The organism is Burkholderia seminalis (assembly GCF_001718535.1).
In the GTDB taxonomy this organism is placed as follows: Bacteria; Pseudomonadota; Gammaproteobacteria; order Burkholderiales; family Burkholderiaceae; genus Burkholderia; species Burkholderia seminalis.
The window spans coordinates 376921-393241 of the sequence record NZ_CP013400.1; the positions used below are offsets into that span (position 1 = coordinate 376921).

Annotated in this window: 16 protein-coding genes and 1 riboswitch; of the genes, 6 read left to right on the top strand and 10 right to left on the bottom strand. The window is 65.7% G+C overall.

Annotated elements, in window-relative coordinates; translation table 11 throughout:
- Nucleotides 1-29: 29 nt before the first annotated feature.
- Together WJ12_RS22385 and WJ12_RS36045 are read left to right on the top strand one after the other, a co-directional pair.
- Nucleotides 30-842: a hypothetical protein gene (locus WJ12_RS22385; protein ID WP_059560090.1), complete on the top strand. Its 813-nt coding sequence runs from the start codon at nt 30-32 to the stop codon at nt 840-842.
- Nucleotides 843-993: 151 nt separating this feature from the next.
- Nucleotides 994-1097, top strand: a riboswitch (SAM-I-IV-variant riboswitch).
- A gap of 42 nt (nt 1098-1139) precedes the next feature.
- A complete protein-coding gene (locus tag WJ12_RS36045) occupies nt 1140-1460 on the top strand; it encodes a hypothetical protein (RefSeq protein WP_154233749.1) in 321 nt (106 codons plus the stop codon).
- Between the two features lie 227 nt (nt 1461-1687).
- Here the strand turns inward: WJ12_RS36045 and WJ12_RS22395 are convergent, their stop codons facing one another.
- The 5 genes from WJ12_RS22395 to glmS form a co-directional block, all read right to left on the bottom strand.
- On the bottom strand, nt 1688-4051 hold the full coding sequence (locus tag WJ12_RS22395; RefSeq protein WP_059559845.1) for a heavy metal translocating P-type ATPase: 2364 nt from the start codon (nt 4049-4051) through the stop codon (nt 1688-1690).
- A gap of 228 nt (nt 4052-4279) precedes the next feature.
- On the bottom strand, nt 4280-4933 hold the full coding sequence (locus tag WJ12_RS22400; protein ID WP_034188459.1) for a methyltransferase family protein: 654 nt from the start codon (nt 4931-4933) through the stop codon (nt 4280-4282).
- Nucleotides 4917-5171 carry a DUF2933 domain-containing protein gene (locus tag WJ12_RS35145; RefSeq protein WP_080287846.1) on the bottom strand — a complete coding sequence of 85 codons (255 nt, stop codon included), beginning with the start codon at nt 5169-5171 and terminating at the stop codon, nt 4917-4919. Before WJ12_RS35145 ends, WJ12_RS22400 begins: the two co-directional genes overlap by 17 nt.
- Nucleotides 5172-5193: 22 nt before the next feature.
- The gene (locus WJ12_RS22405; RefSeq protein ID WP_051700987.1) at nt 5194-5631 is read right to left on the bottom strand and encodes a hypothetical protein; all 438 of its coding nucleotides are present in this window, start codon (nt 5629-5631) and stop codon (nt 5194-5196) included.
- Between the two features lie 252 nt (nt 5632-5883).
- Nucleotides 5884-7713 (bottom strand): glutamine--fructose-6-phosphate transaminase (isomerizing), encoded by a 1830-nt coding sequence (gene glmS / locus WJ12_RS22410; RefSeq protein WP_059559844.1) that lies wholly within the window; start codon nt 7711-7713, stop codon nt 5884-5886.
- A gap of 157 nt (nt 7714-7870) precedes the next feature.
- Between glmS and WJ12_RS22415 the strand changes: the two genes are divergently transcribed.
- Nucleotides 7871-8362, top strand: coding sequence for an Lrp/AsnC family transcriptional regulator (locus WJ12_RS22415; RefSeq protein WP_059559841.1), 492 nt, complete (start codon nt 7871-7873; stop codon nt 8360-8362).
- 24 nt (nt 8363-8386) lie between these two features.
- On the opposite strand, the gene panB is transcribed toward WJ12_RS22415, so the two are convergent.
- On the bottom strand, nt 8387-9253 hold the full coding sequence (gene panB, locus WJ12_RS22420) for a 3-methyl-2-oxobutanoate hydroxymethyltransferase (RefSeq protein WP_034188456.1): 867 nt from the start codon (nt 9251-9253) through the stop codon (nt 8387-8389).
- A 77-nt stretch (nt 9254-9330) separates the two neighbouring features.
- Here panB and WJ12_RS22425 point away from each other — a divergent pair, with 77 nt between their 5' ends.
- Nucleotides 9331-10149: an AraC family transcriptional regulator gene (locus WJ12_RS22425; RefSeq protein ID WP_059559839.1), complete on the top strand. Its 819-nt coding sequence runs from the start codon at nt 9331-9333 to the stop codon at nt 10147-10149.
- Between the two features lie 13 nt (nt 10150-10162).
- Here the strand turns inward: WJ12_RS22425 and WJ12_RS22430 are convergent, their stop codons facing one another.
- Together WJ12_RS22430 and WJ12_RS22435 are read right to left on the bottom strand one after the other, a co-directional pair.
- Nucleotides 10163-10696, bottom strand: a complete 534-nt coding sequence (locus WJ12_RS22430; RefSeq protein ID WP_049028613.1) for a methylated-DNA--[protein]-cysteine S-methyltransferase — start codon at nt 10694-10696, stop codon at nt 10163-10165.
- Entirely contained in the window at nt 10693-12165 is a 1473-nt protein-coding gene (locus WJ12_RS22435) for a DNA-3-methyladenine glycosylase 2 family protein (RefSeq protein WP_059559836.1), read from the bottom strand. The genes WJ12_RS22430 and WJ12_RS22435 overlap by 4 nt, the downstream gene beginning before the upstream one ends.
- Before the next feature lie 317 nt (nt 12166-12482).
- Between WJ12_RS22435 and WJ12_RS22440 the strand changes: the two genes are divergently transcribed.
- Nucleotides 12483-13775, top strand: coding sequence for an MFS transporter (locus WJ12_RS22440; protein WP_034188452.1), 1293 nt, complete (start codon nt 12483-12485; stop codon nt 13773-13775).
- Between the two features lie 72 nt (nt 13776-13847).
- On the opposite strand, the gene WJ12_RS22445 is transcribed toward WJ12_RS22440, so the two are convergent.
- Nucleotides 13848-14951 (bottom strand): LacI family DNA-binding transcriptional regulator, encoded by a 1104-nt coding sequence (locus WJ12_RS22445; RefSeq protein WP_034188451.1) that lies wholly within the window; start codon nt 14949-14951, stop codon nt 13848-13850.
- A 79-nt stretch (nt 14952-15030) separates the two neighbouring features.
- On the opposite strand from WJ12_RS22445, the gene WJ12_RS22450 reads away from it, so the two are divergent.
- Entirely contained in the window at nt 15031-15867 is an 837-nt protein-coding gene (locus tag WJ12_RS22450; protein WP_034188450.1) for an NAD-dependent epimerase/dehydratase family protein, read from the top strand.
- 28 nt (nt 15868-15895) lie between these two features.
- On the opposite strand, the gene WJ12_RS22455 is transcribed toward WJ12_RS22450, so the two are convergent.
- Nucleotides 15896-16216 carry a DUF1330 domain-containing protein gene (locus WJ12_RS22455; protein WP_059559834.1) on the bottom strand — a complete coding sequence of 107 codons (321 nt, stop codon included), beginning with the start codon at nt 16214-16216 and terminating at the stop codon, nt 15896-15898.
- Nucleotides 16217-16321 lie beyond the last annotated feature (105 nt).

Sequence of the window (16321 nt, forward strand, 5' to 3'; positions counted from 1 at the left end):
TCGATCTGCAAGCCAATCAGGAGTGTGTCGTGTTTCACCGGAAATCCAAATGGGGTCGTTCGAACCTGGCGTGCATCGTCGCCCTGGCGACGATGCTGGCGACGGCCGCCGCGCACGCAGAGACGGAGACTGTCGACGGCGCGACGCGCATCGCGTCGGCCGTCAATCGCGACGCGTCGCCGGCCCGGCCGATTGTCGGCGACGACCCGGCCGCCATTCGCGATGCGCTGCAGAAACTGCACGTCGGCACGCGCTCGCCTTCGTTGCGCGACCGGGTTCGCGGCCTGGTTCCCGGTGCGGTCGACCGGCACGGATCGAATCCTGACCTGGCGGCCGTCGGTCTGGATCGTGACGTGACGTTCGTGGTACCGGTGCGGTACGGGGTGAGGTACCGGTCGCGGCGGCACCTGTTGACGCTGGATGTCGACCTGTTCGACGCGGAGCGCGGCGACCGGACGGGCATCCTGCTCAGCAAGGTCACGACGGGGCCACGAGGGCGCGGGCTCGTGATTGCACCCGAAGCGAAGGCAAAAGGGTACATCCAGCACGTCGACGTCATCGAACTCGACGCCGGGGAAGGCAAAAAGACCACCGTTCGTAGCCGCATGCGGCTTTCGCCCGCCGAGTACGCCCGGACGCAGGGCGACTTCGCGCTCGTTTTTTCCGGGCGCCTGGTTCGGCCTTACCTGACCGACCAAACCGAACATGCCGATCCGAGTATCGAGGAGCCGACGGACATCACGACGAGGGTCTCCACGTTGCACGTGGATCTCCATGACATCCGGCTCGTGAGCCCGTCGAGCGGCGTCGTGGTGTCGAAGAAGCTGGCTTTGTCGAAGTAGCGGGTGTCGGCGACGAGGGTATGCCGGCGTGTGGACAGACAAGGGCCGGATCGGTGATGCGGTCCGGCTGAAGCGCCGTTTTCCGGGGCTTCTTGCCCGACGGCAGGTTTTCGGTATAATGAACCCACGTTCGAAATGCCGAACGTGACACATCAAGCATCCAGAGTCGGATTATCCGACGCCAACCTGCCCTCCCGGGCAAGGTGGACGCCTTCGAGGCGATGCGGCCGATTGACGGCAACGAAACGGGAGCAGCATGGCTGGCACCGGTTCGATAACCTTTCATCCGGAGCAACCATGAGCCAAGTTTCCTCCGCTTCCCGCCCGACCCTCTGTGAAGACTGGTCGCAGTTCCTTCCCGGTTTCACGTTGACGCATACCGTTCATCTCGTATCGAAACGGAATCCGGGCATCGTCTCGACCGCGGCCGCCGTGCTCGAAGGTGAAACGGCGACGGTCGACCGGTGGGCCATCACCCGCTGTGGCGACGTGCTCGAGCAAAAAATCGTTCTCGGTGAAATGACGGAAGGGCAGGCGGTGCGTCTGCGCGAACGGCTTGCCGCGCTCGATGGTGTATTGCGCACGAGGGTGGAGCATCATTTCGTGCGGGCGGGGTGAGGCGCGTTCGGATGAACCGGACAACGGCCCGTTGGTGCAGGTCATACGGATCGTGTGTCCACCATCAACATCCGAACACGCGCTTTTGCAATCGTGTGAATGACGTATGCCGCCGGTGGAACTGCGCGCGTGACTTCTCCGGACCGCGTCTCCCGCCAGTGCCTTGACGCACGCTTCATCAGCGAATCGTGGCGGGTGGCTCGAATTGCGGCAGGGTTCGGTGCTGCTCAAATTTTGGCGTTACGCAATCTCAGCGCGTTCGAGATGACCGAGGCCGAACTCAGGCTCATCGCCAACGCTGCAATCATCGGCGAGAGTAGCAGCCCCGTGAACGGGTAAAGAACGCCGGCCGCCAACGGAACCCCGAGCGCGTTGTAAACGAACGCGAAGCCAAGATTCTGCTTCATGTTTGCGACGGTTGCCTCGGACAGCTTTCGAGCACGCGCGATACCGCGCAAGTCGCCCTTGACGAGCGTCACCTGAGCGCTGCTCATCGCCACATCCGTGCCTGTTCCCATGGCTACGCCGACATCGGCCTTGGCAAGCGCGGGGGCGTCGTTTATACCGTCGCCAGCCATCGCGACGACATGCCGGGCTTGCTGAAGCCGTGTCACCAGATCGAGCTTGTCGGCAGGTTTCACCTCGCCATGGAATTCGTCGACGGCGAGCTTTTCGGCCACCGCCTGGGCCGTGACCACACCGTCACCGGTCGCCATCACGACTCGAATTCCGTTCGCCCTCAATGTCGAAAGTGCCTCCGGCGTGGTCAGCTTTATCGGATCGGCGACCGCCAGCAGTCCGGCCAAACTGCCGTCGACTGCCAGATACATGACGCTGGCGCCTTGTGCACGCAGGCTGTCCGCCTTGTTGGACAGCGATTCGACGGATACGCCGTCAGTCTGCATCAGCGCGGTGTTGCCGAGTGCAAGTCTCCTGCCCGCGACCATTCCTCTCACGCCGATACCCGTTGCGGATTCAAAATTTTCCGCGCGGTCCAAAGTCAGCTTCTTCTCACGGGCTGCCGCAACGATGGCTGCCGCAAGCGGATGCTCGCTGCCTTGATCGAGACTCGCCGCCAGACGAAGCACTTCGTCGGTCGTGTATCCGTTTGCGCCTACGGCTTGCTCGAACGCGGGACGCCCTTCCGTCAGTGTCCCCGTCTTGTCGACAAGGAGCACGTCGACCTTGCGCAAATTTTCGATCGCAGCCGCATCGCGAAAGAGAATTCCGTTTGTGGCGCCTTTTCCGCTCGCGACCATGATGGACATGGGCGTCGCCAGGCCCAGCGCACACGGACACGCAATGATGAGCACCGCCACCGCATTGATGAGACCGAACACCCAGCTGGGCTCGGGGCCAAGGATGCCCCACACGAAGAACGTCAGAAGCGCAACGCTGACGACCCCGACGACAAATACGCCGGCGACCTTGTCGGCCATACGTTGCATGGGGGCACGGGAGCGCTGCGCCTGCGCGACCATCTGCACGATCTGCGACAGGACGGTCTGGGCGCCGACTTTCTCGGAGCGGATGAGGAGACTGCCCGTCGCGTTCATCGTTGCGCCGATGATGTGGTCGCCAACACGCTTCGTGACGGGAATGGGCTCGCCGGTAATCATGGACTCGTCGACCGAACTCGTGCCGTCCGTCACCACACCGTCGACGGGGACTTTCTCGCCCGGCCGCACACGAAGAATGTCTCCGACATGAACATGGGGCAACGGAATGTCTTCTTCGGAGCCGTCCGGGTTGATGCGCCGCGCAGTCTTGGGCGCGAGCCCGAGGAGTGCCTTGATGGCGGCGGACGTTTGCGAGCGGGCCTTCAGTTCGAGCAGCTGCCCGAGAAGCGTTAGCGAAATGATGACTGCCGCCGCCTCGAAATATACGCTGACTCGGCCGTGCGCACTGTACGTATCGGGAAACACGCCAGGGAAGAGGGTGGCGACGACGCTGTAGATGTAGGCCGCGCCTGTCCCGAGCCCGATGAGCGTCCACATGTTGGGGCTGCGGTTCATGAATGAGCGCACGCACCGCTCGAAGAACGGCAGTCCTGCCCACAGGACGACCGGTGTGGAGATGACGAACTCGATCCAGCTCCCGGTGCCGACGTCCATCAATCTGAGGCGATGACCGAACATCGCCAGGACGAAGACTGCGACGGTCAGTGGCAACGTCCACCAGAATCGGCGTTGGAAATCGGCCAGCTCCGGATTGTCGTCTTCGTCATCGCTGGGCAGAATCGGTTCCAGGGTCATGCCGCACTTCGGACATTGCCCGGGATGGTCCTGGCGAATTTCCGGGTGCATCGGACACGTGTAGATGGTGCCCCCGGGCACTGCTTGTGGTTGCTCAATGGTCGAAGGCTCAACGTACCTGGACGGTGCAGCCTCGAATTTCGTCAAGCAGGCCTGGCTGCAGAACGTGTACCACTTGCCATTGTGTTCGCGGCGGAAGCGTGACTCATCGGTCACCGTCATTCCACAGACAGGGTCGCGAAGCGAATCGGTGGAACGAACGCGCTCGTCCTGGCCCTCACGGTGATGAGCATGTGCGTCGTGTTCGTGCCCGGCGGGATGGTCGTGCTTGTCCATCTCGCGAGCGTGATGTTCGCCCGATGACACGTGCTCGGAAATCCGTGGGTGATGAAGCTTGTCTTCGCCGGGTTGGCCGCTCATTTGACGCTCCTTTGCTCATCCGTTCCGCTTCCATTGAGGCTGGCCGGTATCTCGGTTGCGTACAGTGAGACTACATTGCCGAATCGTCGGAGGACGCCTGAGCGATAGGGCGGGAGCAACATTCATTCCGGGCGGCAGTGCCAGCTACGGGTGAGCCGGGCGTTTTCCAGACAAGTTCGGCACAAAGCGCGGCGTATGTGCCGCATATTCACGCCACGCAGCGCCGAACTTCGCCTCCGAATCGCGCTCCTCCTGTATCGCGAGTCGAACGTACATGAAGACCAGGATGGGGAACATGGCCAAAGTCACGAGCGTGGGCCATTGGAGCAGGAAGCCCAGCATGATGACGACGAACCCGACGTACTGAGGATGCCGGATTTTCGCGTAGGGGCCGGTGGTGGCCAGCTCTTTGTCGCGTTGCGCTTCATACAGTACGTGCCAGGCTGTGGACAGCAAGTAGAAGCCGCCCAGTATCAGGAAGAAGCTGAGAAGATGCGGCAGTCCGCCATGCGGGTCGCCGTGCCGGCCGGTCAAGGTCCACCAGAGGTGCCCTGCGTCGTGAGACAGCAAATTCGTTTGCGGAAAGCGCGTCTGCAACCAACCCGACAGCAAATAGAGGGTGAGCGGAAATCCGTACATTTCCGCAAATAGCGCGACGATGAAGGCGGAGAACCCGCCGAACGTTCGCCAGTCCCGCTTGGTTGCCGGCTTGAAGAAGCTGAACGCGAAGATGATGAAGACAAGAGAATTGATAACGACGAGGCTCCATAGCCCGTAACCGTCACCGATGCTGGTCATGACCGTCTCCTGAATCAGGACGCCTGTCGGTCGATTTCGTCCCGTGGTGCCCGTGTCCATGGTGCATAAACAGATGCATCAGCGGGCACGAGAGCAACAGCAGATAGGGCAGCGCCCCAAGGAAGTGGGCGCGGTGTTCGGAAAGCAGGAGGACCAGCGCTATTGCGGTGAACGCGATGAGTGCAACGGCTGACCGCGATTTCCAGAACGGCCGGTCGCCATGCGAGTTGTCATCCACGGCAGTCTCCCATTTCGTACCGTCACTTCTCGGCCGGATGCTCCCGAGCAGCCTGACGGTCCATCATTGCCTGCATCATCATTTGCATCATGTCCATGCGCATTTCCATGCTTCCCCGCCGCGACGACATCGGCATGCCGGACGAGGGAGGCCCCATCATTTCCATCATGCTCATGCCGTTTTGCATGACTTTCATCTGTTCGTCCATCAGGGCGGCGCGTTCTTCAGGCGTCTTCGCGTTCATCATCTTTTCGTGCATGACGCGCATGGCCTGCATTTGGTCGTCCGCGTCGCGTTTCGACTTGCTCGGCGCTTTTGCGGTTGCTTTATTCGGATGATGGGCGTCGTGTGCTGCACTGTCGCTGGCTGCCGGCGTACCAGCGATTGCAGCGGCACTGACCATGCCGAGCGTCGCAATTGCAATGGCGAGTTTTTGCGGGATTGCCATCTTGTTCTCCATGAGCGCGGTTCTCGGGAGGCGGTCGAACCCTGAAACCACTCTATGCCGACGCCCCTCCGATGGCTTGACGTGGCTCAACGAATCACGCACCGAATTCTTCATATGTAGCGCGGCCATAACGCGATCCAGAGCGAAGACGAGGGGGTGAAGGCCGGAGCGTTTCGTGGAGGGAGATAAATTCTCCGAAAAACCTAACTGGACGGGGCGCGGAACGCTTTTTTCATCGTGCCGAAATTGCTCAAAAAACAGGCTTCACTCCACCGTCACCGACTTCGCCAGATTCCTCGGTTTATCAATATCCGTCCCCCGCGCCAGCGCCGCGTGATACGCGAGCAGCTGCATCGGCACCGTATGCAGGATCGGCGAAAGCGGCCCGTAGTACTCGTTGAGCCGGATCACCTCGATCCCCTCGCCCGGCACCAGCCCGCAGTCCACATCCGCGAACACGAACAGCCGTCCGTTCCGCGCGCTGACCTCATGCATGTTCGACCGGAGCTTTTCGAGCAGCATGTCGTTCGGCGCGACCGCGATCACGGGCATCTCGTTGCTGACGAGCGCGAGCGGCCCGTGCTTCAGCTCGCCGGCCGGATAAGCCTCCGCATGGATATACGAAATCTCCTTCATCTTCAGCGCGCCTTCCAGCGCGATCGGGTAATGCATCCCGCGCCCGAGAAACAGCATGTTGTCGCGTCGTGCGAGCAACTCCGACCACCCCATGATCTGCGGCTCCAGCGCGAGCACTTTCGACATCGCATCGGGCAGGTGCCGCAGCGCGCGCAGATGCGTCTTCTCCTCGTCGTCGCTCAACCGCTCGCGCACCTGCGCCAGCGACAACGTCAACAGGAACAACGCAACGAGCTGCGTCGTGAACGCCTTCGTCGACGCCACGCCGATCTCGATGCCCGCGCGCGTCACGAACTGCAGCGCGCATTCGCGCATCAACGCGCTCGTCGAGACGTTGCAGATCGCGAGCGTATGCATCATCCCGCTCTTCTTCGCGATATGCACCGCGCCGAGCACGTCGGCCGTCTCGCCGCTCTGCGACACCGCGACCACCAGCGTGCGCGGATTCGGCACGCCGTCGCGATAACGAAACTCGCTCGCGATCTCGACGCTCGCCGGCAGCTTCGCGATGCTCTCGATCCAGTACTTCGCGGTCAGCGCCGCGTGATAACTGCCGCCGCACGCGAGCAGCAGCACCGAGTCGACATCGTTGAACACGCGCCACGCACCGTCGCCGAACAGCTCGGGCATGATCGACGACACGTCGAGCAGCGTATCGGCCACGGCCTGCGGCTGCTCGAAGATCTCCTTCTGCATGTAGTAGCGGTACGACCCGAGATCGGCCGCGCCGCTATGCGCGGCGACGCGTTGCACCGCGCGCTCGACGCGCTGGCCGTTCGCGTCGACGATCCAGTAGCGATGCAGCTGAATGTCGGCGACGTCGCCGTTCTCCAGATACGCGATGCGATCGGTGATGCCCGACAGCGCGATCGCATCGGACGCCAGGAAATTCTCGCCTTCGCCGACCCCGACCACGAGCGGCATCCCGTCGCGCGCGCCGACGATCCGGTGCGGCTCGTCGCGGCACATCACCGCGATCGCGTAGCTGCCGCGCAGCCGCGCCACCGCCCGCCGCACCGCATCGAACAGATCGCCGTCGTACAGGTGATCGATCAGGTGCGCGATCGCCTCGCTGTCGGTCTGGCTCGCGAACACATAACCGTGCGCCTGCAACTCCACGCGCAGTTGATCGCAGTTCTCGATGATGCCGTTATGCGACAGCGCGATGCGCGCATTGGCGTCGCTCGGCGAGAAGTGCGGATGCGCGTTGAGCGTGACGGGCGCGCCGTGCGTGGCCCAGCGCGTATGCGCGATGCCCGTGTAACCGGACAGCGCCTGCGCGGCGATGTCGCGCTGCAGGTTGGCCACGCGGTCGACGCTGCGTGCCCGCGCGAGCGCGCGGTCGCGATAGACCACGACGCCGCACGAATCGTAGCCGCGGTATTCGAGCCGCTTCAGGCCGTCGACCAGGTTCGGCAGGATGTCCCGCTGGGCGACCGCCCCGACAATTCCACACATATCGCGCTCCGTAAATGTCCTGTCTGGATCAGTGAGAGCGATGGTAGGGCTGGCTGTGTGGAATTAAATTTCAAAAATCAAATGAAAATGAAACGTACCGTAGATCATCTATCATATTGAAATTAAATTTCACTCCCTTGACCGGAAGGAGCCGCCGATGGCCGGCATCACCCTCGACGATCTCGACCTGCGCATCCTCGCGATCCTGCAGGAGGATGCGTCGGTGTCGAACCTGCAACTGGCCGAGCGGGCGCTGTCGTCGCCGCCGACCTGCATGCGCCGCGTACGGCGTATGACGGAGGCGGGCGTGATCCGCCGGCAGGTCGCGGTGCTCGACCCGGTCGCGATCGGTACGGCCGTCACCGCACTGATCGAGATCAGTCTCGACCGGCAGACAGCCGAGGACTACGACGCGTTCGAAACCTACGTCTGCGCGGAGCCGGCCGTCACGCAGTGCTACCGCGTGTCCCCGGGGCCCGATTTCGTCGTGGTGGCCGATCTCGCCGACGTCGCCGAATACGACGAATTCGCGCGACGGCTGTTCACCGGCGCATCGAACGTCCGCAACGTGCGAACGTTCTTCTCGACGCATCGCGCGAAATTCGAAGCGAACGCACGGGTCGCGCATGCGACGCGCAAACGCGCGTGACCTGACCATACCGTTCGATCCGCATCACGCAACCGTAGCCGCAACCGCAGCCGCCTCCGGCAGTTGCAGCGGCTTGCCGTATCCGAAGCAATGCGCGGGCTCCGGAAACACGCGCTCCCGCACGTCGTGCGCATACTGCCGGATCGCGTCGCGCATCACCGCATTCGCGTCGGCGTAGCGCTTCACGAAGCGCGGTGTGTACGCATCGAACGCGCCGACCATGTCCTCGGTCACGAGCACCTGGCCGTCGCATGCGGGCGACGCGCCGATGCCGATCGTCGGGATCGTCAGCGTGTCGGTCAGGTGGCGCGCGAGCGCCTCGGCGGTGCCTTCGATCACCACGCTGAACGCGCCGGCCCGCTCGGCCGCGCACGCGGCGTCGAACACGTGCGCGGCCGAATGCGGGTCCATCCCCTGCGCGCGGAAGCCGCCCGTCGCGTTGGCCTGCTGCGGCATGAGGCCGACGTGCGCCATCACCGGGATGCCGCGATCGGTCAGGAAGCGGATCGTGTCGGCCATCTCGCAGCCGCCTTCGAGCTTCACGGCCTGCGCACCGGTTTCGGCGAGCAGGCGCGCGGCCGAACGATAGGCCTGGGCGGGCGATTCCTGGAACGTCGAGAACGGCAGGTCGACGACGACGCACGCCTGCGCGGCGCCGCGTACGACGGCCGCGCCGTGTGCAATCATCATGTCGAGCGTGACGCGCAGCGTATCGGGCATTCCGTACAGCACCATGCCGACGGAGTCGCCGACGATGATCACGTCGGCCACGTCGTCGACGAGTTTCGCCATCGGCGCGGAATACGCGGTCAGCGCGACGAGGCTGCCGATGCCCTTGGTCGAACGGATCGCGGTGACGGTCTTGCGGGTGGTGCGGGTGTGAGCGCTCATGAACGGAAGCCGTGTGAATGAAGAGCCGCCACGGTAGCATCGCATGCGTTCGCGCAATGACCTTCGGAGGACGTCTTATGTTGCTGGCGGGACAATCGGCCGACCCTTACGCGGTGCCGCCGATGGCGCGGCTGCCGAGGCCGCTGTACGTGCGCGCGTTCGGCATTCCCGGCAACGTCAGCGTCGACGCGCACAGTCATCCGTGGGCGCAGCTGATGTATGCGACGAGCGGCGTGCTCGAGGTGTCGACGCCGTCGGGCCGGCAGTTGCTGCCGCCGCACTATGCGATGTGGATTCCGCCGCACGTGCCGCATGCGGTATCGACGCGCGATTGCGTCGCGTTCCACAGCCTGTATCTCGATGCAGCGATCGCGCGCGACGACGTGAACGGCGACTGCACGATCCTGTGCATGACGCCGCTGCTGCGCGAGCTGGTGATCGCGACGGGCGAGTTGCCGGTGAACTACGACGAGACGGGGCCGGACGGCGCGCTCGCGTGTCTGATCGCCGACCGGATCGCGCGCATGCAGCCGGCGCCGCTGACGGTGCCGCTGCCGCGCGATCCGCGTCTGCTGAAAATCGCGCGTGCGTTGCATGCCGCGCCGGGCGATACGCGCAGTCTCGACGAATGGGGCCATCAGGTCGGCGCGACGCGGCGCACGTTGTCGCGGCTGTTCCGGCAGGACACGGGGTTGTCGTTCACCGAATGGCGGCAGGCCGTGCGGCTGCTCGCGTCATTGCCGCTGCTCGACGCGGGCGAGCCGATCGGCACGGTGGCCGCGCAACTGGGTTACGACTCGACGTCGTCGTTCATCGCGCTGTTCCAGGCGAAGTTCGGCGTGACGCCCGGCGCGTATGCGAAGCGTGAAGCGCGCCGGCCGGCGTTGAGCGCGTGATGCGCAGCGTCGCTCAGAACGCGAGCGCCTGCTGCACTGGATGGGACGCGCCGCGCGAGAACCCGGCGCCTTCGAGCGACAGCAACGCGCGCTTGCGATCGATGCCGCCCGCGTAACCGGTCAGGCTGCCCGACGCGCCGACCACGCGATGGCACGGCACGATGATCGATACCGGATTGCGGCCGACCGCGCCGCCGACGGCGCGCGCGCCGCTCATCGGCAACCCGACGCGCTCGGTGATGTCGCCGTACGACACGAGTTCGCCGAACGGAATCGCGAGCAGTTCCTTCCATACGCGGCGCTGAAACGCGGTGCCGCGCAGGTGGATCGGCACCGAGAACGTGTCGCGCGTGCCGGTGAAATATTCGGCGATTTCCTCCGCGACCTTGCGCGCGATCGGCGACATCGGGTGTGCGTCCGCTTCGGTCACGATCGTCACCGGCGGAAAGTATTTCTGGCCGACGAAGTACAGGCCCGTCAACGCATCGTCCTCGATGCGCACGGCGATGTCGCCCAGCGGGCTCGGAATCAGGTGAGCGGGAGTCATCGCGCTGCATCTCCTTGGAGGCGCCACACATGCAGTGCGGCATACGCGCGCCACGGCGCCCAGCGCGCCGCATGCGGCGCGGATGATGGCAGGGTCGCGCGTTCGTTGCGGGCGGGAAGCCACGTATCGTCCGCGGGGAACGCATTCGGCCAGGCCATCGCACGCATCGCGACGTACTGCACCGCGCGTTCGTCGAAGCCGGGCATCGCGCGCAACGCGGCGAGCGTCGCGTCGAGCGGCGCCATCGGTTCGAGCGCGAGTGTGCCGTCGTCGACCGCGCGCGCGAGCGACACGATGGCGCGCGCCGTCTCGCGCGGGATGCCGATCGTTTCGAGGGCCGCAGGCGGCAGGGCGGCCAGCGTCGCGGCGCACGGCAGCGCATGCGCGAGGCCCGGCGGCGCACCTTCGACCGACGCGCCGAAACGTTCTGCGAGGCGTGCCGGCACGGGCGTACCCGTACACGCATCCGCCGCCGCAAGCTGCTCGCCCGCAATCGCGCGGATCGCGATCTCGAGGCCGTCGAACGCGCCGGGCACGCGCAGGCCCGGCGAGCCGTGCGCGAGCTCGCCGAGATGCGCGTCGATCACGTCGGGCCGGCTGTCGAGATCGAACAGCCGCCGCACGCGCGCGAGCACGGCCGGGACGACCGGCGTCAGCGCGGGCGACACGGTGACGGCCAGCGCGAAGCGCTGCGGCACGTGTGCGACGGACAGCCAGCCCGTCACGCGGCCGCCGTCGTTCCGGTTCGGCATGGCGACGGCGCGCGCATAACCCCGTGCATCGATCCGCTCGACGCCGTCGATCTGCCGCTGGGCGAGAAAACGCATCAGCTCGTCCCACGCGAACGGCGGCCGGTACGGCAGCGGGAACGTCATGTCGCCGGCGGCGGCACCGGCGCCCTTGCGCAGCCGCAGCGGGTTGAGGCCGTAGCGTTGGCGGAACAGGTCGTTGAAGCGTCGCACGCTGCCGAATCCGGCCGTCGACGCGACGACGGCCAGCGGCAGCGCGGTGTCGGTCAGCAGCCGCTTGGCCATCAGCAGGCGGTGCGTCTGCGCGAACTCGACCGGCGACACGCCGAACTGCGCGCCGAAGATCCGTCGCAGATGCCGCTCGGTCACGCCGACGCGCTGCGCGAGCGCGTCGACGCCGTGCGCGTTCAGGAAACCGTCCTCGATCAGCGTCGCGGCCGCGTCGGCGAGATTGCCGGACAGGTCGAGCAGCCCGTGGCCGGGCGCGAGCTCGGGGCGGCAGCGCATGCAGGGCCGGAACCCGGCTTTCTCGGCCGCGGCGGCGGTCGGGTAGTAGCTGCAGTTCCGCGCCTTCGGCGGCTTCACCGGGCAGACGGGGCGGCAGTACACCCCGGTCGTCGCCACGCCGACGAAGAACCAGCCGTCGAAGCGGCGGTTCCGCGCAAGCAGGGCGTCGTAGCAGGTATCGGGATCGAGGCGCATGGGGCGACTGTAACCCATCTCCGTGCCGCATTCTGGCTGGAATCGGACATGTGTATCGGCGGCCGCCCGTCTGCGCGCGCGTCGGGAAAATCCGGGAAAAACGGTTAATGCCACGCTGCGAAACAGTCGTCTCTTTTGCCGCGATCAATTTGAGATGACTCATCGAAATCCCCGACTGACAGGGCGCCGGCAGACGCCCTATCCTTTGAAAAACGTTTTCCAGACTGATTGGCGAAAGGGCCCGCGCGTCAGCGCGGGCCGTCCGCCCCGGCGCCGGTCGCCGGTCAACGAACCCAGTGCGGCGCGACGGGCGCGGCCGCGCATCGGAGACATTCATGCAATCTGCCGTCGTCGGCGCCGTGCGCGCAGCCGCCAGCCGCTACCGCTGGACCGTCTGTGCGCTGCTGTTCTTCGCGACCGTGATCAACTACATGGACCGGCAGATCCTCGGGCTGCTCGCGCCGATGCTCCAGCACGACATCGGCTGGAGCCAGGTGCAGTACGGCCGGATCGTGATGGCGTTTTCCGCGTTCTATGCGCTCGGCCTGCTCGGTTTCGGGCGGATCGTCGACTGGCTCGGCACGCGCGTGTCGTACGCGGTGGCGATGCTGGTGTGGAGCATCGCCGCGATGCTGCACGCGGCGGTCGGCTCGGTGACGGGCTTCGCGTTCGTGCGCGCGCTGCTCGGGATCGGCGAGGGCGGCAATTTCCCGGCCGCGATCAAGACGACGGCCGAATGGTTCCCGCGCCGCGAACGCGCGCTCGCGACCGGCATCTTCAACTCGGGCGCGAACATCGGCGCCGTGTTCGCGCCGGCGATCATCCCCGCGATCGCGGTGGCGTACGGCTGGCGCGCGGCGTTCGTGATCATCGGCGCGATCGGCATCGTGTGGCTCGCGGTGTGGCTCGTGCTCTATCGGCAGGCCGACACGCGCGCACTCGCCGCGGAATACGACGAACCGCGCGACGAAGCCGAGGCGCTCGACGCGGCGAACGCGGACGCCGGCGCGCCGCGCTGGGGCGAACTGATCCGCAAGCGCGAGACGTGGGCGTTCCTGATCGGCAAGTTCCTGACCGATCCGGTGTGGTGGTTCTACCTGTTCTGGCTGCCGAAGTGGCTCAACGAATCGCGCGGGATGGACATGCAGCACATCGGCCTGCCGCTCGTGTGCATCTACGCGCTGACGACGGTCGGCAGCATCGGCGGCGGTTGGCTGTCGTCGATGCTGCTGCGCGCGGGCTGGAGCGTGAACGGCGCGCGCAAGACGGCGATGCTGATCTGCGCATGCTGCGTGCTGCCGATCGCGTTCGTGTCGCAGGTGCAGAGCCTGTGGGTCGCGGTGCTGATCGTCGGCCTCGCCGCCGCCGCGCATCAGGGCTGGTCGGCGAACCTGTTCACGACCGCGTCCGACCTGTTCCCGCGCCGTGCGGTCGCGTCGGTGGTCGGCATCGGCGGGATGGCCGGCTCGATCGGCGGCGTGCTGTTCTCGGAAGTGATCGGCCAGGTGCTGCAGCGCACGGGCCACTACTGGGTGCTGTTCGCGATCGGCGCGTCGGCCTACCTGATCGCGCTGGCCGTGATGCACGTGCTGACGCCGAAGATGAAGCCCGCGAAGCTCGATGCGTGATCGCGTGCCGGCAAACGAACGCGCCGCCCGAGGGCGGCGCGTTTTCGTTCGGCGTGCGGGGCGGGCGCGCGGTCAGCCGGCCGGCGCCGTCGACGCCCGCATGATCAGCCGCGGCTCGAACGTCGAATAGCTCGCGTCGGTGCGCCCCGCGAGCGCGTCGATCAGCTTCTGCATCGCGAGCTCGCCCATGTTCTCGCTCTGGATGTCGACGGTCGTCAGCGCGGGCGCCGCGTATTCGCCGTACGGCACGTTGTCGATGCCGGCGACGGACACGTCCTGCGGCAGCCGGAAGCCGAGCGACGCGGCTTCCTTCATGAAGCCGAGCGCGATCAGGTCGTTGTAGCAGATCACCGCTTGCGGGCGTTGCGGCCCGAGCATCACGCGCGAGCACGCGCGTTCGCCGGCCTCGGCGGTCGGTGCGTGCGCGTCGTGTACGTCGAGCGTGAGCCCCGCTTCGGCGAGGCAATCGCGTGCGCCCTGGATCCGCTCGTCGTTCACGCGCGCGCTGCCGAAGCCGAGATACGCGATGCGCGTGTGGCCGAGATTGAGCAGGTGACGCGCGAGCATGTAGGTCGACAGCCGGTTGTCGATGCCGACGCTCGGAATCGGCAGGCCGGGGCTGCGACGCAGCAGCACGAGCGGCTTGTTGAGGTCGAGCATCCAGCCGGCTTCCTCGTCGGGCATCCGCGTGCTGACGATCAGCCCGTCGACGCGCTGCGCGAGCGCTTCGATCAGCGAGCGTTCGCGTGCCTGGTTCTCTTCGGTGTCGACGAGCAGCAGCGTGTAGTCGTGCTGCAGCGCGACGCGGTTCGCGCCTTTCACCACGTTCGTGAAGTGCGGGTTGCTGATGTCGAGGATCACGAGGCCGATCGTGCGGGTGCGGCCGGTGATCATCGAACGCGCGAGCGGGTTCGAACGGTAGCCGAGCCGCTCGATGGCCTCCTTGAGCCGCGCCTCGACGGTCGGCGAGAAGCGCTGGGTACCGTTCACGTACTTCGATACCGTCGCGACCGACACGCCGGCTTCCGCGGCCACGTCGCGGATCGTCGGGGAAACTTTTTTCATCGGAAGGGTAACGTTTTCGTTCGATAACGCCGGATTGTGGCAGAAAAAGCCGGGCTGCGGCCACCGGCCGATATCGGGAAAGTGCGGATGGCTGCGAACAGGTTCGGCCATTGACGTTCGGTCGCGCCCCCGCGTATAGTTGGAAAACGTTTTCCGATTTTGATCAGATTGTCAGATTCAAGGAGATTCGATGAACGCCTCATCCACCGCCGCGCGCAAACCTTTCGGGCGCCTGCTGCTGACGGGCGCGGCCGGCAACCTCGGCCGCCAGTTGCGCGGCGCGCTCGCCGACTGGGCCGACGTCGTGCGCGTCAGCGACATCGCGGCGCTGGACGACGCGGCCGCGCATGAAGAAATCCGCGTGGTCGATCTGGCCGACCGTCCGGCCGTGATGCAGCTCGTCGAGGGCGTGGACGCGATCGTCCATCTCGGCGGTATTTCGGTCGATGCGCCGTTCGACGATCTGGTCGACGCGAACATCACCGGCACGTACAACCTGTACGAGGCCGCGCGCAAGCATGGCGTGAAGCGCGTCGTGTTCGCGAGCTCGAACCATGCGATCGGCTTCCATCCGGTCACCGAAGTGCTCGACGCCGATTCGCCGCTGCGCCCCGACAGCCTGTACGGCGTGACGAAGTGCTTCGGCGAATCGCTGTCGCGCTACTACTTCGACCGCTTCGGGATCGAGACGGTGTGCCTGCGGATCGGCTCGTCGTTCGAAGTGCCGAAGAATCCGCGCATGCTCGTCACGTTCCTCAGCTATCGCGACTTCATTGAGCTCGTGCGCTGCTCGCTGCTGACGAACCGCGTCGGGCACGCGATCGTCTACGGCGCGTCGGACAACCCGGTGAAGTGGTGGGACAACACGAAGGCCGGCTTCCTCGGCTTCCGCCCGCGCGACAGCTCCGAGCAGTTCGCGGGCCTGTTCCCGGTGACGGCGCCGAGCGCCGAGTACGACGATCCCGCGCAGCGGTTCCAGGGCGGCGGCTTCGTCGTCGGCGAGCCGATGGAGCGAAAGGCGTCGTAAGCGTTGCCGGCATCGCCGGCGTTCTGATTCAGTGCAGGATGTCGGTCGCCTTGTGCCGCTCGTCGACCCCGTCGATCAGGATCAGCGGGCCGCTCGCGTGTCGTGCGCGCAGTGGCTGGATCCGCCGGTACGCATCCGATTCGTACCAGGCGCGCGCCGTGTCGAGATCGGGAAACGCGATCGCGATCAGGTCGCCGCGCCACACGCCTTCGCGCACCTCCGGCCGCGCGCCGTGAATCACGAAATGGCCGTCGTACGGCGCGAGCGTGCCGTCGATGCGTTCGAGGTAGCCGACGATGTCGTCGCACATCTCGACGTCGTGCAGGTGGGCGATGGCGTAGGCGGTCATGGCGGGCTCCCGGTCGTTGCGGTTCGTGAGTCGATGGCGCCATGATCGCGGCGCGGGCGGCGCGCGTCGATTACCTGCGACGTAAGCCAATCCTCACGGCGGCGC

What these genes read in the sequence shown, in the direction of transcription:
- WJ12_RS22435 (WP_059559836.1), bottom strand. Translation starts at nt 12,165, where the DNA reads ATGGGTTACAGTCGCCCCATGCGCCTCGATCCCGATACCTGCTACGAC.
- WJ12_RS22445 (WP_034188451.1), bottom strand. Translation starts at nt 14,951, where the DNA reads ATGGCCGAACCTGTTCGCAGCCATCCGCACTTTCCCGATATCGGCCGG.
- WJ12_RS22425 (WP_059559839.1), top strand. Translation starts at nt 9,331, where the DNA reads ATGTTGCTGGCGGGACAATCGGCCGACCCTTACGCGGTGCCGCCGATG.
- WJ12_RS22440 (WP_034188452.1), top strand. Translation starts at nt 12,483, where the DNA reads ATGCAATCTGCCGTCGTCGGCGCCGTGCGCGCAGCCGCCAGCCGCTAC.
- panB (WP_034188456.1), bottom strand. Translation starts at nt 9,253, where the DNA reads ATGAGCGCTCACACCCGCACCACCCGCAAGACCGTCACCGCGATCCGT.
- WJ12_RS22415 (WP_059559841.1), top strand. Translation starts at nt 7,871, where the DNA reads ATGGCCGGCATCACCCTCGACGATCTCGACCTGCGCATCCTCGCGATC.
- WJ12_RS22450 (WP_034188450.1), top strand. Translation starts at nt 15,031, where the DNA reads ATGAACGCCTCATCCACCGCCGCGCGCAAACCTTTCGGGCGCCTGCTG.
- WJ12_RS22430 (WP_049028613.1), bottom strand. Translation starts at nt 10,696, where the DNA reads ATGACTCCCGCTCACCTGATTCCGAGCCCGCTGGGCGACATCGCCGTG.
- WJ12_RS22400 (WP_034188459.1), bottom strand. Translation starts at nt 4,933, where the DNA reads ATGACCAGCATCGGTGACGGTTACGGGCTATGGAGCCTCGTCGTTATC.
- glmS (WP_059559844.1), bottom strand. Translation starts at nt 7,713, where the DNA reads ATGTGTGGAATTGTCGGGGCGGTCGCCCAGCGGGACATCCTGCCGAAC.
- WJ12_RS22395 (WP_059559845.1), bottom strand. Translation starts at nt 4,051, where the DNA reads ATGGACAAGCACGACCATCCCGCCGGGCACGAACACGACGCACATGCT.
- WJ12_RS36045 (WP_154233749.1), top strand. Translation starts at nt 1,140, where the DNA reads ATGAGCCAAGTTTCCTCCGCTTCCCGCCCGACCCTCTGTGAAGACTGG.
- WJ12_RS22455 (WP_059559834.1), bottom strand. Translation starts at nt 16,216, where the DNA reads ATGACCGCCTACGCCATCGCCCACCTGCACGACGTCGAGATGTGCGAC.
- WJ12_RS22405 (WP_051700987.1), bottom strand. Translation starts at nt 5,631, where the DNA reads ATGGAGAACAAGATGGCAATCCCGCAAAAACTCGCCATTGCAATTGCG.